A 17583-nucleotide genomic window follows, 5' to 3' on the forward strand; every position below is an offset into this window, starting at 1 on the left:
CAGCCTTACTACACGGACGCTCCCAAGAAGGAGTCGCAATGCTGATGTTCCTGGAGCAGGTCCTGAACGGCCTGCAATACAGCGCCTTGCTGTTTCTGTTGTCGGCCGGATTGACGCTGGTGTTCGGCATCATGAACGTCATCAACCTGACGCACGGCTCTTTCTACATGGTGGGCGCGTTCTGCGCCGCCAGCGCGGCGGCGTCCACCGGGTCGTTCGCAGCTTCGCTGCTGGCCGCGCTGGCGGGCGCGGCGCTGTACGGCCTGGTGATCGAGCTGCTGGTCATCCGTCATCTGTACCGGCGCGATCACCTGGATCAGGTGCTGGCCACGCTGGGGCTGACGCTCTTCACGAATGAACTGGTCACCGTGCTGTTTGGCCGCAGCCCGCCGTTCATGGACATTCCTCCTTTCTTGTCCGGGTCCGTCGCGCTCCTGCCCGGCCTGAACTATCCCATCATGCGGCTGGCCTTCATTGGCGCCGGCGCGCTCGTTGCGCTGGGATTGTGGCTGCTGATCTCGCGCACGCGGGTCGGCATGCTGGTGCGCGCGGGCGCCGACGACGGCGAAATGGTCGATGCGCTGGGCGTGAACATCCAGCGGCTGTTCACCCTGATCTTCACGCTGGGCGCGTTGCTCTGCGGCTTTGCCGGCGTCATGGCCGCGCCCCTGCTGGCCGTGGAGATCGGCATGGGCGAACGCATCCTTATCACCACCTTCGTCGTCATCGTGGTGGGCGGCGTGGGCTCCGTGCGCGGCGCGCTGGTGGGCTCGCTGATGATCGGCATGACCGACGCGCTGGGGCGTGCCTACATCCCCTTCTGGATGTCGCGCCTGCTGCCGCCGGAATTGTCGGACTCGGCCAGCTCCAGCCTCGTGTCCGCCAGCATCTACATCCTGATGGCCATCGTGCTGCTGTTCAAGCCGCGCGGGCTGGTGCCGGCCCAGCGCTAGGAACGATATTCATGACCAGATCAATTCCACCGTCTGCCGCAGTTGCCCCGGTGTCTGACACCCAGCACGCAAACGCCGCATGCCACGACCGTGCATCGGGGGTGTCAGACACCTGCTCCACAGGCAGGCCGCGCATTACCCGCAGCGTCATCGTCAACACCATCGGGCTGCTGCTCTTCGTGCTGGTGCCGGCCATCGCATCGGCCACCGGCGAGAGCTTTCTCGTCAATCTCATGACGCGCTTTCTCATCTACGCCATCGCCGCCGTCAGTCTGGATCTCATCCTGGGCTACGGCGCCATGGTCAGCTTCGGCCATGCCGCGTTCTTTGGCCTGGGCGGCTACGTCATCGGCATCGCCGCCTTCCACGTGAACCAGGGCGAGACGCTGTTCGGCTGGAGCGGCAGCAACGCCGCGCTGGTCATGTGGCCCCTGGCCGTCGCCGTCGCAGGCCTTCTGGGCCTGGTGGTGGGCTTTCTGTCGCTGCGCACCTCGGGCGTGCAGTTCATCATGATCACGCTGGCGTTCGGACAGATGCTGTACTTCATCCTCGTCGGGCTCATGATCTACGGCGGCGACGACGGCCTGTCCATCGACGCGCGCAACACGCTGCCCGGCCTGAACCTGAACGAACCATCCACCTTCTACTACGTCTGCCTGGCGCTCATGACCGCGTGGATCATCGTGTGCCGGCGCATCGTCAACTCGCCCTTCGGCATGGCCCTGCAGAGCATCAAGCAGAACCCGCGCCGCAGCATCGGGCTGGGTCTCGCCCCGCTGCGCTACCGCCTCACTGCTTTCGTGCTGTCGGCGGCCGGCACCGGACTGGCGGGCGCGCTGTGGGCCAACTACGCGCTCTTCGTCAGCCCCGACATGTCAGCCTGGCAGAAGTCGGGCGAACTCATGGCCATGGTCATCCTGGGCGGCATGGGCTCCATCTTCGGCCCCGTGCTCGGCGTGGCCGTTTACCTGGGCCTGGAACAGGTCGCCACCGGCTGGACCGAGCACTGGATGCTGATCCTGGGACCCGTGCTGGTCCTGGTCGTGCTCTTTGGCAAGCGCGGCGTATACGGCTGGCTGGCGGGAGGCAAGCAATGACGTCACACCCCAAACTGGAAATCCGCGGCCTGCAGAAATCCTTTGGCGCCGTGCACGCCACGCAGGACGTCAACCTGGCCGTGCGGCCCGGCGAACTGCACGCCCTCATCGGCCCCAATGGCGCGGGCAAGACCACCCTGCTGTCACAGATCAGCGGCGAGATCCTGCCCGACGCCGGCAGCATCTGGCTCGACGGCGGCGACATCACGCGCATGCCCGCCCACAAGCGCCCAGCCGCCGGACTGGCCCGTTCCTTCCAGATCAGCCAGCTCTATCCCGACTTCACCGCCGAAGACAACGTCGCCATGGCCGTGCAGGCGCATAGCCCCGGCGGCTTCAACCTCTGGCGCAACGCCCGGCGCATGGCGCGGCTGCGCGAGCCCGCGCGCGACGCCCTCCAACGCGTCGGCCTCGGCGACCGCGCCGGCGTGCGCGTCTCGGCGCTGGCGCACGGCGAAAAGCGCCAGCTTGAACTGGCCATGGCGCTGTCGCTGAATGCGTCCGTCCTGCTGCTGGACGAACCCATGGCCGGCATGGGCGCCGAGGAATCGCAGCGCATGACCGCCCTGCTCCAGACCCTGAAGGGCCGCTACGCCATCCTGCTGGTCGAACACGACATGGACGCCGTCTTCGCGCTGGCCGATCGCGTCACCGTGCTGGTCTACGGCAAGACGATCTTTACCGGCACGCCCGACGAGGTGCGTCGCCATCCCGACGTGCGCGCCGCCTACCTGGGCGAGGAAAACTGATGCTGCAAGTCAAACAACTGCAAGGCGGCTACGGCGCCAGCAAAGTGCTATTCGGTGTCGACCTGGACATCGCGCCGCGCCAGGTCGTCTCCCTGATCGGCCGCAACGGCATGGGCAAGAGCACCACCGTCAAAACCCTCATGGGCATGCTGCCCGCACAGGGCGGCAGCATCCTGCTCGACGGCAAACCCATCAATGGCATGGCGCCGCACCGCATCGCCCAACTGGGCATCGGCCTCGTCCCCGAAGGCCGCCGCGTATTCGGGTCGCTATCGGTCGAAGAAAACCTCATTGCCACCGCCCGCAACACCCGCGCCGGCTGGCACGTCGGCCGCGTCTTCGACCTCTTCCCGCGCCTGAAAGAGCGCCGCACTCAATCGGCCCGCACCCTCTCGGGCGGCGAGCAACAGATGCTCGCCGTCGGCCGTGCCCTCCTCATCAACCCGCGCCTGCTCATCCTGGACGAAGCCACCGAAGGCCTCGCGCCGCTCATCCGCCAGGAAATCTGGAACTGCCTGCGCCGCTTGAAGGAAGAAGGCCAGACCATTCTGGTGATCGACAAGAACCTCAAGGAAATGGCCACCCTGGTCGACCGCCACCACGTCCTGGAAAAGGGCCGCGTCGTCTGGCAAGGCAGCCCTGCCGAACTGGCCGCGCAACCCGAACTGGCGCACCGCTACCTCGGCGTGTAGCGCCCACCGCTAATCCTGCGACTCGCAAAAGCTCAACCGGTTGCCAAACGGATCGATCACCGCCATCACGCGCCCCCACGGCATTTCTTCCACGCAAGGCCGCATGTAGGCGTACTGCTTGGCGCTGACCTCAGCGTGAAACGCATCCACGCCCTGCATCCGCACAAACACCGCCGACCCCGGCGTCGCATCGCCATGATGCTCCGACAGGTGCAGCACCAGATCGTCGCGATGCACCTGCGCGTACAGCGGAAAGCCCGCTTCGAAGCGATGCTCCCAATCCCAGGTGAACCCCAAAAAATCCAGATAGAAATCGCGCGCCTTTTCAACGGAGAAAATGCGCAGAATCGGAATCGCGGCTTGCAGGTGCATGGCGGGTCCTTGGTAGGATGCGAAAAAACCAGCATAGAACACAAGCCCCAAGATGCCCATCGCCACGCCCGACTCCTGGAAACACCTGCCCGCCCCCGCACAACGCGAGCCCTTGAACTTTCAGGCGCGCTACACCGCCAATGAGTACGAGCGCCTGCGGCAAGGCGTCATTCCGCGGGAGATGGAAGACAAGTGGTTCATCTACCTGCACGAAGGCTGGCTGCGCCTGCATCGGAGCTGGACAGGCAATTGGATCTGCGCGCTGCGGCTGGAACAGGATGGCGAGGATTGGAGGGTGACGGATTCGTGGGTGAATCGCGATCCGGAGCAGTATCGGCTTACCGATGGGGACTATGACAGAAAGACGCTGCAATCGATGATGCAGTGGCTGATCAACGGGCCGCAGTGCTGATGCGCGGCGGTTCATCGACATTCTGGTGTCTTAGATTTAGCCGTACCAAGACCGAGGCGACGCGCCATATCGCGCCTTGAAGATCTTGCTGAAATGACTGAGGCTTGAGTACCCCAGATCGCCGGCCACCTGCGTCACACTCATGCCGCTTCGCAGCAGCTCAGAGGCGCGCATCAGCCGCACATCGCTCAGGTAGGCATGAACCGAACGGCCCACGTTTTCCCGCATCAGTTCCTGAAGACGTCTTTCGGACAAACCCACCGTTCTCGCAACGCGCCCCGGCGGCCAATGCTCCGAGCATCGTTCCCGCAACAGCAGGCAGGCTTGCTGCATCTGCCGACGCTCCTCAGCCGCCGGCCCTTGCAGCACTGGCGGCGCTGAAAGCAGCTGTACAAAGGCTGCCAACATCTCGAGCGATTTGGCGCGATACCAGATCCGGCGAGCTTCCGGAGCGGCCGGCGCGTCACGGGAAACTTCGCTGGCAAGGGTCAGCAGGCTGGCTGGCGCATCCAGTGTTGCCACCAGCGATCCGTGGCTCGGCACACTGACGTCGTGGCGAAACCGTTGTGTCAGCAAGGCGATGGGCGCCGAGTCGCCTGCACGCGCCAGCGCGTCGGGGGTGTAGCGGATGTCCAGCATCCGGACTCGCCGTTTCGCGTAAACACGCGTTGTCCACCCCACCGGTTGCTCGTGGTTGAACAGCAGAGCCGTTCCCCCGGACACTTTCAGGGGTTTGCCGCCTTCCAACGCCAGCAAGGCATCGCCCTCCAGCCACACCTGCATGCCGAACACCGGTGCGCCGGGCGCCGGAATCGTCAGCGCGCTCGATGCGCAGCCGTCCAGCACCACCACGCTGACGCCTTCCTCCACGCGCACCACGCATTGAATGACGTTTTCCCAGTCCTGCGTCGCGGGCACCGTCGGCAATGTTCCACGCCACCATTCGTGAGGCTTGGCTGGGGCGGTGTACGGGTCGAGCGAGGGCACAGTGGACATGGGAACAGGCGCAATTGCGCTGAGCGCAGCAAAACCGTCAATGTGCGCCGCAAAATCGTCAGACATCCGGCGGCGCTTCTGGAATCATGCTGTTGCATAGGAATGATTCTTGTTAATTATAAATTGATCAGGTGGTAACCGCTGTGTCCTTCTCCCTCAAGCCGTTGCCGACGGCATTGCTCGCAGCCTTTGCGGCGTCCGCCTCCGTCGCGGCACAACCCGCCCCCCCGCCGGCCGCCGATGTCTCCACGCTGTCGCCGGTCGTGGTGCAAGGCGCCAACGATGCGTCGCCCACCTCCGGCGCCGAGTTTGTCGCCACGCGCAGCCGGTCAGGCACCAAGTCGGACGCCGCCCTGATCGACACGCCGCAGACCATCAACGTCATCACCCGCAATGAAATGGACCAGCGAGGCGTCACCTCGCTGGCGCAGGCCGTTCGCTACACGCCCGGCGTCTTCGCCCAGTACGGCGACAGCGACGTGCGCTATGACTGGCTCACCATCCGCGGTTTTACCCCGGCGCGCTACCTGGATGGTCTGCTGCTGCCCTTTGGCGCCCGTGGGTATGCCCAGCCGCGCATTGACACCTATGGCCTGGAACGGATAGAGATCCTAAAAGGACCGTCCTCCGGCCTGTACGGCCAAAGCGCTCCGGGCGGGCTGGTCAACATGACCAGCAAGCGCCCCACCCCCGAACCCTTCAATGAAGTGGTCCTGCAGGCGGGCAGCTTCAACCGCTACCAGGGGTCCTTCGACTTTTCCGGCCCGGCGGATGACGAAGGAAAGTTTCTTTATCGCCTGACCGGCACCTTGCGCGACAGCGACACGCAGTATCAGCACGTGGACGACGAACGCCAGTTCATCGCACCCAGCTTTACCTGGCGGCCATCCTCGGACACCAGTCTTAACCTCACTCTGCAGTACCAGAAGATCACCAGCCACGGCGGCGGCGGCGCACCCGTGCTGCCGGTAGTCGGCACGCTGGAAAACGGCAGCGCGGGCTACATTCCCCGCGACCGCTTCGTCGGCGAACCGGGTTACGACATCTTCACCAACGAACAGGCCATGGTCGGCTATACGCTGGATCACCGCCTGAACGATACCTGGAGCGTGCGGCAGAGCGCGCGCTATACCAACGTGGACACCAACACCCGCCGCGTGCAGATCGGCGCCATGGTGTCGGACACCGAGGCGATCCGTTACGCGTGGGCCTTCCCCGAGACATCGCATGCGTTCCAGGTCGACAACCAGGTGAACGCCAAGTTCACGGCGGGCCCGACACGCCATGACCTCACCTTTGGCCTGGATTATCTGCGCGAAAAATCGCGCTACAACGAAAGCAGCCTGGGGCTGATGCTGCCCCCGGCCTCGCCGCTATTCGATGTGTTCAGCCCTGACTACGGAACGCCGGTGACGCGTCCGCCCACGGCCACCAAGATCAAGATGACGCGCAACCAGTTGGGCGTGTACGCGCAGGACCAGATCGAACTTGACCGGTTGCTGTTCACGCTTGTGGGCCGCTACGACTGGACCGAAGGCACCACCGATACCGGCGCGCGCGGCAGCGCGGGGCAATGGTCATGGACCTCGCGCGATGCCGATGCCAACCGTTTCACCGGCCGGCTCGGCGTCACGTATCGCTTCGACAACGGCCTGGCGCCCTATCTGAGCTATTCCACGTCATTTCAGCCTGTGACCGGCGTCACCCGCGACGGCTCACCCCTCAAGCCGACGACCGGTGAGCAGTACGAAGCCGGCATCAAGTTCCAGCCGAGCGGCTACGCCAGCTTCGTGACGCTGTCGGCGTTCCAGATCAACCAGAACAATGTCAGCACGCCCGACCCGGTCAATACCAGCTTTGTCGTGCAGACCGGCCAGGTTCAGGTGCAGGGCCTCGAGCTTGAGGGCAAGGCCAGTTTCGACAACGGCCTGGATCTGACGATGTCGTATGCGCTCAGCGACAGCGAGATCACCAAGAGCAACAACCCTGCGCAGCGCGGCAATCAGCTGAACTTCGTGCCGCGCCATCAGGCCGCGCTGTGGGCGGACTACACCTTGCGCGATGGCCCGCTGCAAGGCGTGGGCGTGGGTGCCGGCGTGACGTACCGGGGCGGCTTCTATGGCGACCTGAACAACAACTACGCCATTCCGGCCGTGACCCTGGTCGATGCCGCCATCCGCTACGACCTGGGCCGTGCCAGCCCTGCACTCTCGGGCGCGCAAGTGGCCTTGAACGTCTCCAACCTGTTCGACAAGCGGTACGTCGCCAACTGCCTGGGCACGGCGGTCAGCTGCTATTGGGGCGCGGAACGCACGGTGATGGCGACGCTGCGCTATCGCTGGTAAAGGGGTCGGCAGCCCGAAAATCAAACGCCCGCCAGGAAGCCTCCTGGCGGGCGCCTGCCTTGCATCGCGACTGGCACCCGGTCAAGGACACCTGTCGCCGCTTATCTCAATTCAAGCTAGCACCCGAGATCTTCACGATCTCCTGATACTTCGCCTTCTCGGCCTTCACAAAATCAGCAAACGCTTCAGGCGTCATCGGGCCCGCTTCGGAGCCCATCGTCAGCAGACGCTGCTTCACATCCGCCTGCCCCATCGCCTCGGCATAGGCCTTGTTCAGCTTCGCCACCACCGGCGCCGGCGTGCCGCCCGTCGTGAACACGCCGAACCACGTGCCCAGGTCAAAACCCTTCACGCCCGATTCCTCGACGGTCGGCACGTCAGCCAGCAGCGACGAGCGCTTGGCCGTCGTCACCGCCAGCGCCTTCACCTTGCCGTCCTTGATCAGCGGCGCCGACGCCGCCAGATTGTCGAACATGAAGTCCGACTGGCCCGACAGCAGCGCCAACTGCGCCGGCGCCGCGCCCTGGTAGGGAATGTGCTCCACATTGATGCCGGCCCGCGCTTTCAGCAGCTCGCCCGACAGGTGGCCCGCGCTGCCATTGCCGCCCGAACCGTAATTCAGCTTGCCCGGATTCTTCTTCGCGTATTCGATCAAGTCCGCCAGCGTCTCGATCTTGTTCTTCTGCGCGAACTCCAGATTCATCACCAGCACGTTCGGCACCGCCGCCACGATCGTCACCGGCGCAAAATCCTTCACCGGGTCGTACGGCAGGTTGGCGAACAGCCACGGATTGATCGCGTGCGTTGCCACCGCGCCCATCACCAGCGTGTAGCCGTCAGGCTGCGCCTTGGCCACCAGGTCCGCGCCGATGTTGCCGCCCGCGCCCGAGCGGTTTTCCACGATCACCGGCTGACCCAGCGAACCGCGCACCTTCTCAGCCAGCATCCGGGCCATCGTATCCAGCGGACCGCCGGGCGGGTAAGGCACCACGAAGCGGATCGGCTTCGTCGGGAAGTCAGCGGCCTGCGCCAGCGCCGGGGCGCCGAAAGGCAGGGTGGCGGCCAGCGCCACGGCGCCTTGCAACAGGGCGCGGCGCACGGCGCTGCGGGGGGTATTCGTCATGGTGTGTTCTCCTCACTCCGTAATCAATGGCGGTCAGTAGCATACCCCACGCACGTGGCTGCCGTAACAAAGGGATACCTGGAATATCCCCCCCGAGTTCCCGGGTTTGCCGAACGCCACCCAAAGAAAAACCGCCCGAAGGCGGTTTGACGGATCCGTGCGCGGTCAGTGCAGGATCTGGCTCAGGAAGAGCTTGGTCCGTTCGTTCTGCGGGTTGTCGAAGAACTCGTCCGGGGTGTTCTGTTCGATGATCTCGCCGCGGTCCATGAAGATCACGCGGTTCGCGACCTTGCGCGCAAAACCCATTTCGTGCGTCACGCAGATCATCGTCATGCCGCTTTCCTGGGCCAGGCTCACCATCACGTCCAGCACTTCCTTCACCATTTCCGGATCCAGCGCCGACGTCGGCTCATCGAACAGCATGATCTTGGGGTTCATGCACAGCGACCGCGCGATCGCCACGCGCTGCTGCTGGCCGCCCGACAGCTGGCCCGGGAACTTCTTGGCCTGCTCCGGAATCCGCACGCGCTCCAGGTACTTCATTGCGGTAGCTTCCGCTTCCGCGCGCGGCTTCTTGAGCACCCACATGGGTCCCAGCGTCAGGTTCTCCAGCACCGTCAGATGCGGGAAAAGATTGAAATGCTGGAACACCATGCCCACGTCCTTGCGGATCGTCTCGATGTGCTTGAGGTCATTGGTGAGCTCCGTGCCGTCCACGATGATGTGGCCCTTCTGGTGCTCTTCAAGGCGGTTGATGCAGCGGATCATCGTGGACTTGCCCGAACCCGAGGGTCCGCACACCACGATGCGCTCGCCTGGCGCCACGTCCAGGTTGATGTTGCGCAACACGTGGAACTGGCCGTACCACTTGTTCACGTCCTGCAAACGAATAATGGCATCCGACATGCCTGTACTCCCGTAAGTATCGCGGTGCGCGCCCGCCTGGCGGCGGACGCGCGGCAAATTGCTAGCGTGCGTGACCCGTGGCCAGGCGTTTTTCCAGCGCCTGGCTGTATTTGGACATGGAGAAGCAGAAGACGAAGTAGATCAGCGAAATGAACAGGTACGCTTCCACCCCGAATCCGCGCCATGCCGCATCGGACAAGGCTGCCTTGGCCGCCAGCGTCAGGTCGAAAATGCCGATGATCACCACCAGCGACGTGTCCTTGAACAGCGCGATGAAGATGCTGACCAGCGGCGGAATCACGATCTTGAGCGCCTGCGGCAGGATGATCTTGCGCATCTGCTGCCAGTAGTTCAGGCCCAGCGAATCCGCGCCCTCGTACTGTCCCTTCGGAATCGCCTGCAAACCGCCCCGCACCGTTTCCGCGATGTAGGCCGCGGCGAACATGATGATTGCGATCTGCGCGCGCAGCAGCTTGTCGATCGAAAAGCCTTCCGGCAGGAACAGCGGCAGCATCACCGACGACATGAACAGCAGGCTGATGAGCGGCACGCCGCGGATCAGCTCGATGTACACGACGCACAGCGCCTTGATCGCCGGCATCTTCGAGCGCCGGCCCAAGGCCAGCAGCACGCCGATCGGGAACGCGAAGGCGATGCCGAACGTGGACAGGATGAGCGTCAGCGGCAGGCCGCCCCAACGCGCGTTTTCCACGTAGGTCAGGCCGAACACGCCGCCCCACATCAGCAGCGCCACGGCCGTCAGACCCACGGTCCAGATGACGGCAAGCTTCCAGTTCCAGAACCGGCGGATGCCGCTGCAGACAATCACGCCCACCAGGATGACGGTGGCGATCAGCGGCCGCCATTGTTCATCGTAGGGATAGGTGCCGAACAGGATCAGCCGGTGTTTTTCGATGATGAACGCCCAGCAGGCGCCGCCCGAGGCACGGCACTCCTGTGCGTTGGACGCGGTGAAGTTGGCCTTGATGAACGCCCATTCCACCAGCGCCGGAACCGCCATCAGCAGGAACCACGCGAGCAGCACCGTGATGAGGATGTTCAGCGGCGACGAGAACAGACGCGTCCTGAGCCACGCCCAGGCTCCGGTCTGGTTGCTGGGCGGCGGCAGGGCTTCGCTGGGGGTATGCGTAGTGCTGCTCATATCAACGCTCCACCAGCGCGATGCGCTTGTTGTACCAGTTCATGAAGATCGAGATCGACAGGCTGACCGTGAGGTACGCGCCCATGATGATGAGAATGCCCTCGATGGCCTGGCCCGTCTGGTTCAGTGTCGTGTTGACCACCGACACGATGTCGGGGTACCCGATGGCCACGGCCAGCGAGCTGTTCTTCGTCAGGTTCAGGTACTGGCTGGTCATCGGGGGGATGATGACGCGCAGCGCCTGCGGCAGGATCACCAGGCGCAGCACCTTCGAGCGCGGCAGGCCCAGCGAGCCCGCGGCTTCCCATTGGCCGTTGCTGACCGCCTGGATGCCCGAGCGCACCACTTCGGCAATGAACGCCGATGTGTAGATCACCAGACCCGCCAGCAGCGCGGCGAATTCCGGCGACAGCGTCAGGCCACCCGAGAAGTTAAAGCCCTTGAGCGCCGGCATGTCCAGCGTCAGCGACGCGCCGCTGACCAGCCAGCCGATGAACGGCAGCCCGATCAAGAGGCCGATGGCCCAGCGGCCCAGCGGGAACATGTGGCCGGTGGCCTCATGGCGCTTCTTGCCGTAGTGGCCCAGGACGATGATCGCGACGATCGCCAGTCCCAGCCCGGCCAGCATCCAGTCGAGCGAATTGCCTTCCAGCGCCGGCACTTTAAGGCCGCGGTTGGAAATGAACACGCCCGGCAGCGGATTGTGCGCCTGGCGCGGACCCGGCATGTTCTCGGTGATCAGCGCATACCAGAAGAAGAGCTGCAGCAGCAGCGGCACGTTGCGCATCACCTCGACATACACAGAGGTGATCTTGGCCACGAGCCAGTTCTTGGACAGGCGGCCGATGCCGATGAGCGTGCCGAGGATGGTCGCCAGCACGATGCCAAGGACGGCGACGCGCAGCGTGTTGAGCAGGCCGATCACGATGGCTCGGCCGTAAGTGTCAGAGGGGGAATAGGCGATGGCGGTTTCGCCGATGGCAAAGCCCGCCTCGCGGTTCAGGAAGCCGAAGCCCGTGGCGATGTTGCGCACGGACAGGTTGTGGAGCGTGTTTGAAACCAGGAACCACACGGCCCAGGCTACCGCGGTCAGCGCAATTACCTGGTAGACCACGGAGCGCACGCCGGGATCGTTCCAGTTCAGACGCCGTGGGGGTGCCGAAATCGGGGCGTTTTTGTTGGGAGTCATCATGATGAATCTACAGAAGTCGGACACCGGGTGGCAGGCCCGAAAAGCCGCGCCACCCACTTCTGCCGCCCGCCCGAAGGCGGGTTAGGGCCTGTCCAGAATACACGTCCTGTGCAGACAGGCCCTAGGCATGACGGAGAGCCGTGCTCCGCCATGCCAGGCAGCCGCGCGTCAGCGCACCGGCCAGCCGTACATCAAGCCACCTTGCTTGTACGAAGCGTTCAAGCCGCGCTCCAGCTTCATCGCGCTGTTCTTGCCCAGCGTGGCTTCGAAGCTTTCGCCGTAGTTACCCACGTTCTTGATGATGTTGTAGGCCCACTTGTCGTCCACGCCCAGGTTCTTGCCCATGCCCGGGGTCACGCCCAGGATGCGCTGGATGTTGGGGTTGGGGCTCTTGAGCATTTCGTCGACGTTGGCCTTGGTGATGCCGTATTCCTCGGCTTCCAGCATGGCGTTCAGCGACCAGCGCACGATGTTGAACCACTGCTCGTCGCCCTGGCGCACCATGGGGCCCAGCGGTTCCTTCGAGAAGTCTTCCGGCAGGATGACGAACTTGTCCGGGTTCTCGAGCGTCGTGCGGGTCGAGGCGAGCTGCGACTTGTCGGTCGTGAACGCGTCGCAACGGCCGGCCGAGAAGGCGCGGATGATTTCGTCGTACTTGTCGATCACGACCGGCTTGAATTCGATCTTCTGGCTGCGGAACCAGTCGGCGAGGTTCAGTTCGGTGGTGGTGCCCGGCTGCACGCAGATGGTGGCGCCGTTCAGTTCCTTGGCGCTCTTGACGTTCAGGTCCTTGGAGACCATGACGCCCTGGCTGTCGTAGTAGTTCACGCCCACGCCGATCAGGCCCAGCGTCGTGTCACGGGTCAGCGTGACGGTGGTGTTGCGGGTCAGCACGTCGACTTCGCCGGATTGCAGCGCGGTGAAGCGTTGCTGGGTGTTCAAGGGCGTGAACTTGACCTTGGTCGCGTCGCCGAACATGGTCGAGGCGATGGCGCGGCACATGTCCACGTCGATACCCTTGTATTCGCCCTTGCTGTCGGCGATGGAGAACCCCGGAATGCCCGTCGAAACCCCACACTGGACAAACCCTTTCTTCTTGACGTTATCGAAGGTTGCGCCCGCATTGGCAGCCGAGGATGCAGCGAACAGGGCAGCGCCAATGGCAGCGAGTTTCAGTACTTTCATCGTGATCTCCGTGTGGGATGAAGCGAATCCAAAGCAAAGGCCGGGTTGGGCCCACGCATGGGGCGGATGGTAGCGTCCGAAAAGCACGCGGCGCATCCGGGAATTCCCTTGAAATATAGGGACACTGGATGAAATGAAACGCTGTTTTTGACTAAAAACAGGGACGCGCTTTCAGATTTACGAACATGTGTTTCAGCCGGCCGAATGATGCGCATAGGTTCCGACCGCGCCAAGAGATGTAGGCCACCTTACTGTCCCCGAGTTACTATGGCGGCTTCATCTGACAGCCGCCATGATCGAATTCCAGCACGTATTCAAATCGTATGGTCGCGGCCGCAATATTCTGGCCGACATCAACTTCCGCGTGAGCGCGGGAGAGTTCGTTTTCGTGTCGGGGCCCTCCGGCGCCGGCAAGTCCACGCTGCTCAAGCTGATCGGCGGTCTTGAGCCCGCCAGCCGGGGGTCCATCCAGGTGAACGGGCAGCGGCTGGACAAGCTGCCGGCCCGCGCCCGGCCCTACCTGCGCCGCGCGGTCGGCGTCATCCTGCAGGACACGCACCTGCTGTTCGATCGAAGCGCGTTCGAAAACGTGATGCTGCCGCTGGCGGTCCAGGGCCACCCCTGGGATTCCGCCGCGTCGCGCGCCCGAGCCGCCCTGGACAAGGTCGGACTGTCGGGCAAGGAAGACCTCAACCCCATCGAGCTTTCAGGCGGCGAGCAGCAGCGCCTGGCCATCGCCCGGGCCATCGTCAACCGGCCCGCCATCCTGATTGCGGACGAACCCACCGCGAACCTCGACCACGACAACGCGCAACGCATCATGAACGTGTTCCGCGACTTCAACCGCGTCGGCGTCACCACGCTGATCGCCTCGCACGACCAGGAACTCATGGCGCGTTACGCCACCCGCACCCTGCGGATCGAGCCGGGCAAGTTTGCCGACTCCCACGGCCCCGCCACTCCCACGGACGGCATGGCCGCACAGGCTGCGCCGGCACGCGCGGCCCGCACCGAGCCAGGCCTTGGCCATCCTGGAGAGTCCGCATGAACGCCTGGCTGCGGCAACATCGCTACGCGCTGCTGGTCACGCTGCGCCGGCTGATCAAACAACCCTTTTCCTCGCTCGCCAACCTGCTGGTCATGGCGCTGGCGCTGGCGCTGCCGCTCTTGGGCAGCGCCATCCTGGTGTCGGTGCAACCCGTGGCGCGGGAAATGTCCGTCACGCCGGAGGTCACCGTCTTCATGCGTGTGGACGCCCCGGCAGGCGCCGCCGCGGACGTGGCCAAGCGCATCAAGGACGACTACCCGCAGGACGTGCGCGCCGTGCGCGTGGTGGGCCGCGAAAGCGCCTTGGCCGACCTGCGCGCCAACCCCGCCTGGCAGGAGGCGCTGGCCGTGCTGCCCGGCAATCCGCTGCCCGATGCGGTCGTCGTCACGCTGGCCGATGGCGACAACCTGGCAGGTCGCGCCGACACGCTGGCCTCGGCCTGGAAGCAATGGAACCACGTGGACCTCGTCCAGCTGGACAGCGCCTGGGTTCAGCGGCTGGAAGCCATCCTGCGCTTCGCGCGGATCGGCCTGGGATTCCTGGCCGCGTGCGTGGCGGTCGTGGTGCTGGCCACGGTCTTTAACACCGTGCGCATGCAGGCGCTGTCGCAACGCGAGGAAATCGGCGTGGCGCGGCTGGTCGGCGCCACTGAATCGTTCGTGCGCCGGCCGTTCCTTTACCTGGGAGCGCTGTCCGGCGCCCTGGCCTCCTTGCTGGCCATCGGGGTCGCGGCGGTCGCGCTGTCGCCCTTGAACGAGGCCCTGCTGGGACTGGCCCGCAGTTACGGGGCGGAGTTCGCCCTGCACCTGCCGGGCGCCCCCGTCCTGATCGGCGCGGTCGTCGCCTCCGCCGCGCTCGGCGCGCTGTCTGCCCGCTGGTCGGTCACGCGCAGCACCCGGTTCTGAGCCCGCCGCGAGGGGGCCAGCCCCCTCGGGTCCTGCCGTCCGCGCCCGGCCCGCCGTCTGTGTCCTAACTGCCGGCGGGTCTAAAGGTCCGTTTGAAGCCCCTTCCTCCCCGTGATCCGGGGAAAGCCCCCCAAATGCCCTGTGTACGATGACTGCCTGCCATCCGTACGGGCCGTTTTGCGTGCGGGGAACAGGTACAAGTTCCAATAAACGACGCTTTGGTCGTATTTACACAGTTTTCTTCCAAGCGCTGCCGGGATATGCAAGAATAAAGCGACATTTTTGTACATTTTTTGTCACAATTACCGCTTCCGCTCGCATTTCAGTGTCTCAATCGCCGTTTTTGCCCAGATATCCGTCCCATGGCCGCTCTTGAAGCCCGCGCAACACGTCACTACTACGACAGCGCGTTCCAATCTCAGGCAGTGAAAGTGCTCCCCAATGAGTACTACGTCACCAACGAGAACATGATGATCTCGACCGTGCTGGGGTCCTGTGTGGCGGCGTGCATCCACGATCCGGTGACGGGCGTGGGCGGCATGAACCACTTCATGCTGCCCGAGGGCGACATGCAGTCCCCCGCGTCGGCCACCATGCGCTACGGCGCCTTTGCGATGGAAGTGCTGATCAACGAGCTGCTCAAGGCCGGCGCCTCGCGCGACCGCCTGGAAGCCAAGGTGTTCGGCGGCGGCGCGGTGCTGGCGGCCATGCAGCAGATGAACATCGGCGAGCGCAACGGCCAGTTCGTCCTGAACTACCTGAAGACCGAAGGCATCCCCGTCAAGGCGCAGGATCTCGGCGACGTGCACGCGCGCCGCATCAATTACTTCCCGCGCGACGGCCGGGTGATGGTGCGCAAGATGGCGCCGCACCACCAGCGCGCCGAAGAGATCATCGCCAAGCGCGAACAGGAAGCGGCGCAAAGCGCGGCGGCCAAGACCGCCACGCCGCAACGGGTCGAGCGCTTTGCGCGGCCGGGCGTCGAACGTTTCGACCGTCCAGGCGTGGAACGGCTGGATCGTCCCGGCGTCGAGCGGCTGAACCGCCCCGGCGTCGAGCGTTTCGACCGCCCTGCCGCCCGCCCCGGCGTGGAACGCTTTGACCGCCCTGCCCGGCCTGGCGTCGAGCGCTTTGACCGGCCCGCTGCGGCCGACGCCGCCCCCGCGCAAGCGGCCCGACCCAGCGCAGCGCGTCCCGGCGTGGAGCGCTTTGATACCGGACTGACCCGGCGCCCCAAGCCGTAACCCGGCCGGCCCGCCGCGCAGGACGGCAGACTGCAATAGCGCTTGGGCGTCCTACAATCTGCGCATGTCCACCCTCCGCCTCTTCTACGCGCTATGGCCGTCCCCTTCGCTGGCGGCGTCCCTTGCCGGATGGGCGGAGCAGGCCAGGCTGACATGCGGCGGACGCGCCATGCGCACCGAGACGCTGCATCTGACGCTGGCATTCCTGGGGCCGGTCGACAGCGCCCTGGCCGATGAACTGGCCGCCGCCACGCCCGAACGCAGGCTGGCGCCGGGCGACGTGCCGCTGGAACGCTATGGGGTGTTCACCCGCCAGCGCATCCTGTGGGCGGGCCCATCCCAAACGCCTTTCGGCCTGCAGCAAGCCCACGACGATCTCTGGCGGTGGCTGTCGGGCTACGGGCTCACCCCGCCCACCCAGCCTTTCCGCCCGCACGTCACGCTGCTGCGCAACATCATGCTTGCCGAGCCGCCCGACGACGCGCCCGCGCCGCTGGCCTGGCACTACGACCGCATGGTGCTGGTCGCGTCCGAGTCGCTGACCGGCGGCAGCCGCTACCGCATCGTGGCGCAATCCCGGCCGCTTGGCGGCTAGGGCACAATCGTACGGTTGCCAATACCTGGGACCCCCATGATCATCCTGCTGGATCAAGACGGCGTGCTGGCCGATTTTGAACACGCCTTCATCGACGCCTGGCGCGCGCGCCACCCTGACGTCGCGCCCGTGGCGTTCGAGAACCGCAAGTCCTTCTACATCCGCGAGGACTACGCCCCCGAACTACGCGGGATGGCCGAGGCGATCTACACGGCGCCGGGTTTCATCCGCAACCTGCCGCCGGTCCCGGGCGCGCTGGAGGCCTTCAAGGAGTTGCTGGCGCTGGGCATGGACGTGCGGATCTGCTCGTCGCCGCTGTCCCAGTTTGAAAACTGCGTCGCCGAGAAATATCTGTGGGTGGAAAAGAACCTGGGCCGCGAGGCCACCAACCGGCTGATCCTGACCAAGGACAAGACGCTGGTGCAGGGCCATCTGCTGATCGACGACAAGCCGCATATCCAAGGCGCCGCGCGGCCGCGCTGGAAGCACATTCTGTTCGATGCGCCCTACAACCGTGAGGTGACGGACCGCCCGCGCATCAACTGGCAGAACTGGCGTAACGTGCTGGCCGGCGAGCTCTATACGGCAGACGCCTGACTCCGGCTGA

The 17583-nt window shown here is 64.8% G+C and carries 18 protein-coding genes; 11 read left to right on the top strand and 7 right to left on the bottom strand.

Annotated features, from left to right (window positions below):
* Window positions 1-38: 38 nt before the first annotated feature.
* The 4 genes from LN047_RS26070 to LN047_RS26085 all read left to right on the top strand — a co-directional run bounded on the left by LN047_RS26070 (window position 39) and on the right by LN047_RS26085 (window position 3491).
* A complete protein-coding gene (locus tag LN047_RS26070) occupies window positions 39-953 on the top strand; it encodes a branched-chain amino acid ABC transporter permease (protein WP_082586249.1) in 915 nt (304 codons plus the stop codon).
* A 134-nt stretch (window positions 954-1087) separates the two neighbouring features.
* On the top strand, window positions 1088-2050 hold the full coding sequence (locus tag LN047_RS26075; protein WP_373982184.1) for a branched-chain amino acid ABC transporter permease: 963 nt from the start codon (window positions 1088-1090) through the stop codon (window positions 2048-2050).
* Window positions 2047-2799: an ABC transporter ATP-binding protein gene (locus LN047_RS26080; RefSeq protein ID WP_373980645.1), complete on the top strand. Its 753-nt coding sequence runs from the start codon at window positions 2047-2049 to the stop codon at window positions 2797-2799. Before LN047_RS26075 ends, LN047_RS26080 begins: the two co-directional genes overlap by 4 nt.
* On the top strand, window positions 2799-3491 hold the full coding sequence (locus tag LN047_RS26085; RefSeq protein ID WP_056320504.1) for an ABC transporter ATP-binding protein: 693 nt from the start codon (window positions 2799-2801) through the stop codon (window positions 3489-3491). Before LN047_RS26080 ends, LN047_RS26085 begins: the two co-directional genes overlap by 1 nt.
* Before the next feature lie 9 nt (window positions 3492-3500).
* Here LN047_RS26085 and LN047_RS26090 read toward each other — a convergent pair whose 3' ends face one another.
* The gene (locus LN047_RS26090) at window positions 3501-3863 is read right to left on the bottom strand and encodes a glyoxalase superfamily protein (protein ID WP_056320535.1); all 363 of its coding nucleotides are present in this window, start codon (window positions 3861-3863) and stop codon (window positions 3501-3503) included.
* Window positions 3864-3915: 52 nt separating this feature from the next.
* Here LN047_RS26090 and LN047_RS26095 point away from each other — a divergent pair, with 52 nt between their 5' ends.
* The gene (locus LN047_RS26095) at window positions 3916-4275 is read left to right on the top strand and encodes a hypothetical protein (protein WP_373980646.1); all 360 of its coding nucleotides are present in this window, start codon (window positions 3916-3918) and stop codon (window positions 4273-4275) included.
* 36 nt (window positions 4276-4311) lie between these two features.
* Here LN047_RS26095 and LN047_RS26100 read toward each other — a convergent pair whose 3' ends face one another.
* Window positions 4312-5337 carry a helix-turn-helix transcriptional regulator gene (locus LN047_RS26100; RefSeq protein WP_373980647.1) on the bottom strand — a complete coding sequence of 342 codons (1026 nt, stop codon included), beginning with the start codon at window positions 5335-5337 and terminating at the stop codon, window positions 4312-4314.
* Window positions 5338-5414: 77 nt separating this feature from the next.
* Between LN047_RS26100 and LN047_RS26105 the strand changes: the two genes are divergently transcribed.
* Entirely contained in the window at window positions 5415-7616 is a 2202-nt protein-coding gene (locus tag LN047_RS26105) for a TonB-dependent siderophore receptor (RefSeq protein WP_373980648.1), read from the top strand.
* A 106-nt stretch (window positions 7617-7722) separates the two neighbouring features.
* Here LN047_RS26105 and LN047_RS26110 read toward each other — a convergent pair whose 3' ends face one another.
* From LN047_RS26110 to LN047_RS26130, 5 genes are all read right to left on the bottom strand, one after another.
* Window positions 7723-8739, bottom strand: coding sequence for a tripartite tricarboxylate transporter substrate binding protein (locus LN047_RS26110; RefSeq protein WP_056320497.1), 1017 nt, complete (start codon window positions 8737-8739; stop codon window positions 7723-7725).
* A 165-nt stretch (window positions 8740-8904) separates the two neighbouring features.
* On the bottom strand, window positions 8905-9645 hold the full coding sequence (locus tag LN047_RS26115; protein WP_056320495.1) for an amino acid ABC transporter ATP-binding protein: 741 nt from the start codon (window positions 9643-9645) through the stop codon (window positions 8905-8907).
* Window positions 9646-9706: 61 nt separating this feature from the next.
* Entirely contained in the window at window positions 9707-10807 is a 1101-nt protein-coding gene (locus LN047_RS26120) for an amino acid ABC transporter permease (protein ID WP_063954610.1), read from the bottom strand.
* Window position 10808: 1 nt separating this feature from the next.
* Window positions 10809-11999: an amino acid ABC transporter permease gene (locus LN047_RS26125; RefSeq protein WP_338616906.1), complete on the bottom strand. Its 1191-nt coding sequence runs from the start codon at window positions 11997-11999 to the stop codon at window positions 10809-10811.
* Between the two features lie 168 nt (window positions 12000-12167).
* Complete coding sequence (locus tag LN047_RS26130) at window positions 12168-13184, bottom strand: amino acid ABC transporter substrate-binding protein (protein ID WP_062841275.1); 1017 nt, start codon at window positions 13182-13184, stop codon at window positions 12168-12170.
* 292 nt (window positions 13185-13476) lie between these two features.
* Here LN047_RS26130 and LN047_RS26135 point away from each other — a divergent pair, with 292 nt between their 5' ends.
* The 5 genes from LN047_RS26135 to LN047_RS26155 all read left to right on the top strand — a co-directional run bounded on the left by LN047_RS26135 (window position 13477) and on the right by LN047_RS26155 (window position 17573).
* The gene (locus tag LN047_RS26135) at window positions 13477-14232 is read left to right on the top strand and encodes a cell division ATP-binding protein FtsE (RefSeq protein ID WP_056320486.1); all 756 of its coding nucleotides are present in this window, start codon (window positions 13477-13479) and stop codon (window positions 14230-14232) included.
* Window positions 14229-15137 (top strand): ABC transporter permease, encoded by a 909-nt coding sequence (locus LN047_RS26140; protein ID WP_063954607.1) that lies wholly within the window; start codon window positions 14229-14231, stop codon window positions 15135-15137. The genes LN047_RS26135 and LN047_RS26140 overlap by 4 nt, the downstream gene beginning before the upstream one ends.
* A 362-nt stretch (window positions 15138-15499) precedes the next feature.
* A complete protein-coding gene (cheD, locus tag LN047_RS26145; RefSeq protein WP_081259871.1) occupies window positions 15500-16381 on the top strand; it encodes a chemoreceptor glutamine deamidase CheD in 882 nt (293 codons plus the stop codon).
* Between the two features lie 64 nt (window positions 16382-16445).
* Window positions 16446-16976, top strand: coding sequence for an RNA 2',3'-cyclic phosphodiesterase (gene thpR, locus LN047_RS26150; RefSeq protein ID WP_373980649.1), 531 nt, complete (start codon window positions 16446-16448; stop codon window positions 16974-16976).
* Between the two features lie 36 nt (window positions 16977-17012).
* Window positions 17013-17573 carry a 5'-3'-deoxyribonucleotidase gene (locus LN047_RS26155; RefSeq protein WP_373980650.1) on the top strand — a complete coding sequence of 187 codons (561 nt, stop codon included), beginning with the start codon at window positions 17013-17015 and terminating at the stop codon, window positions 17571-17573.
* Window positions 17574-17583 lie beyond the last annotated feature (10 nt).

The organism is Achromobacter sp. JD417 (genome assembly GCF_041879325.1).
GTDB classification, from domain to species: Bacteria; Pseudomonadota; Gammaproteobacteria; order Burkholderiales; family Burkholderiaceae_B; genus Achromobacter; species Achromobacter mucicolens.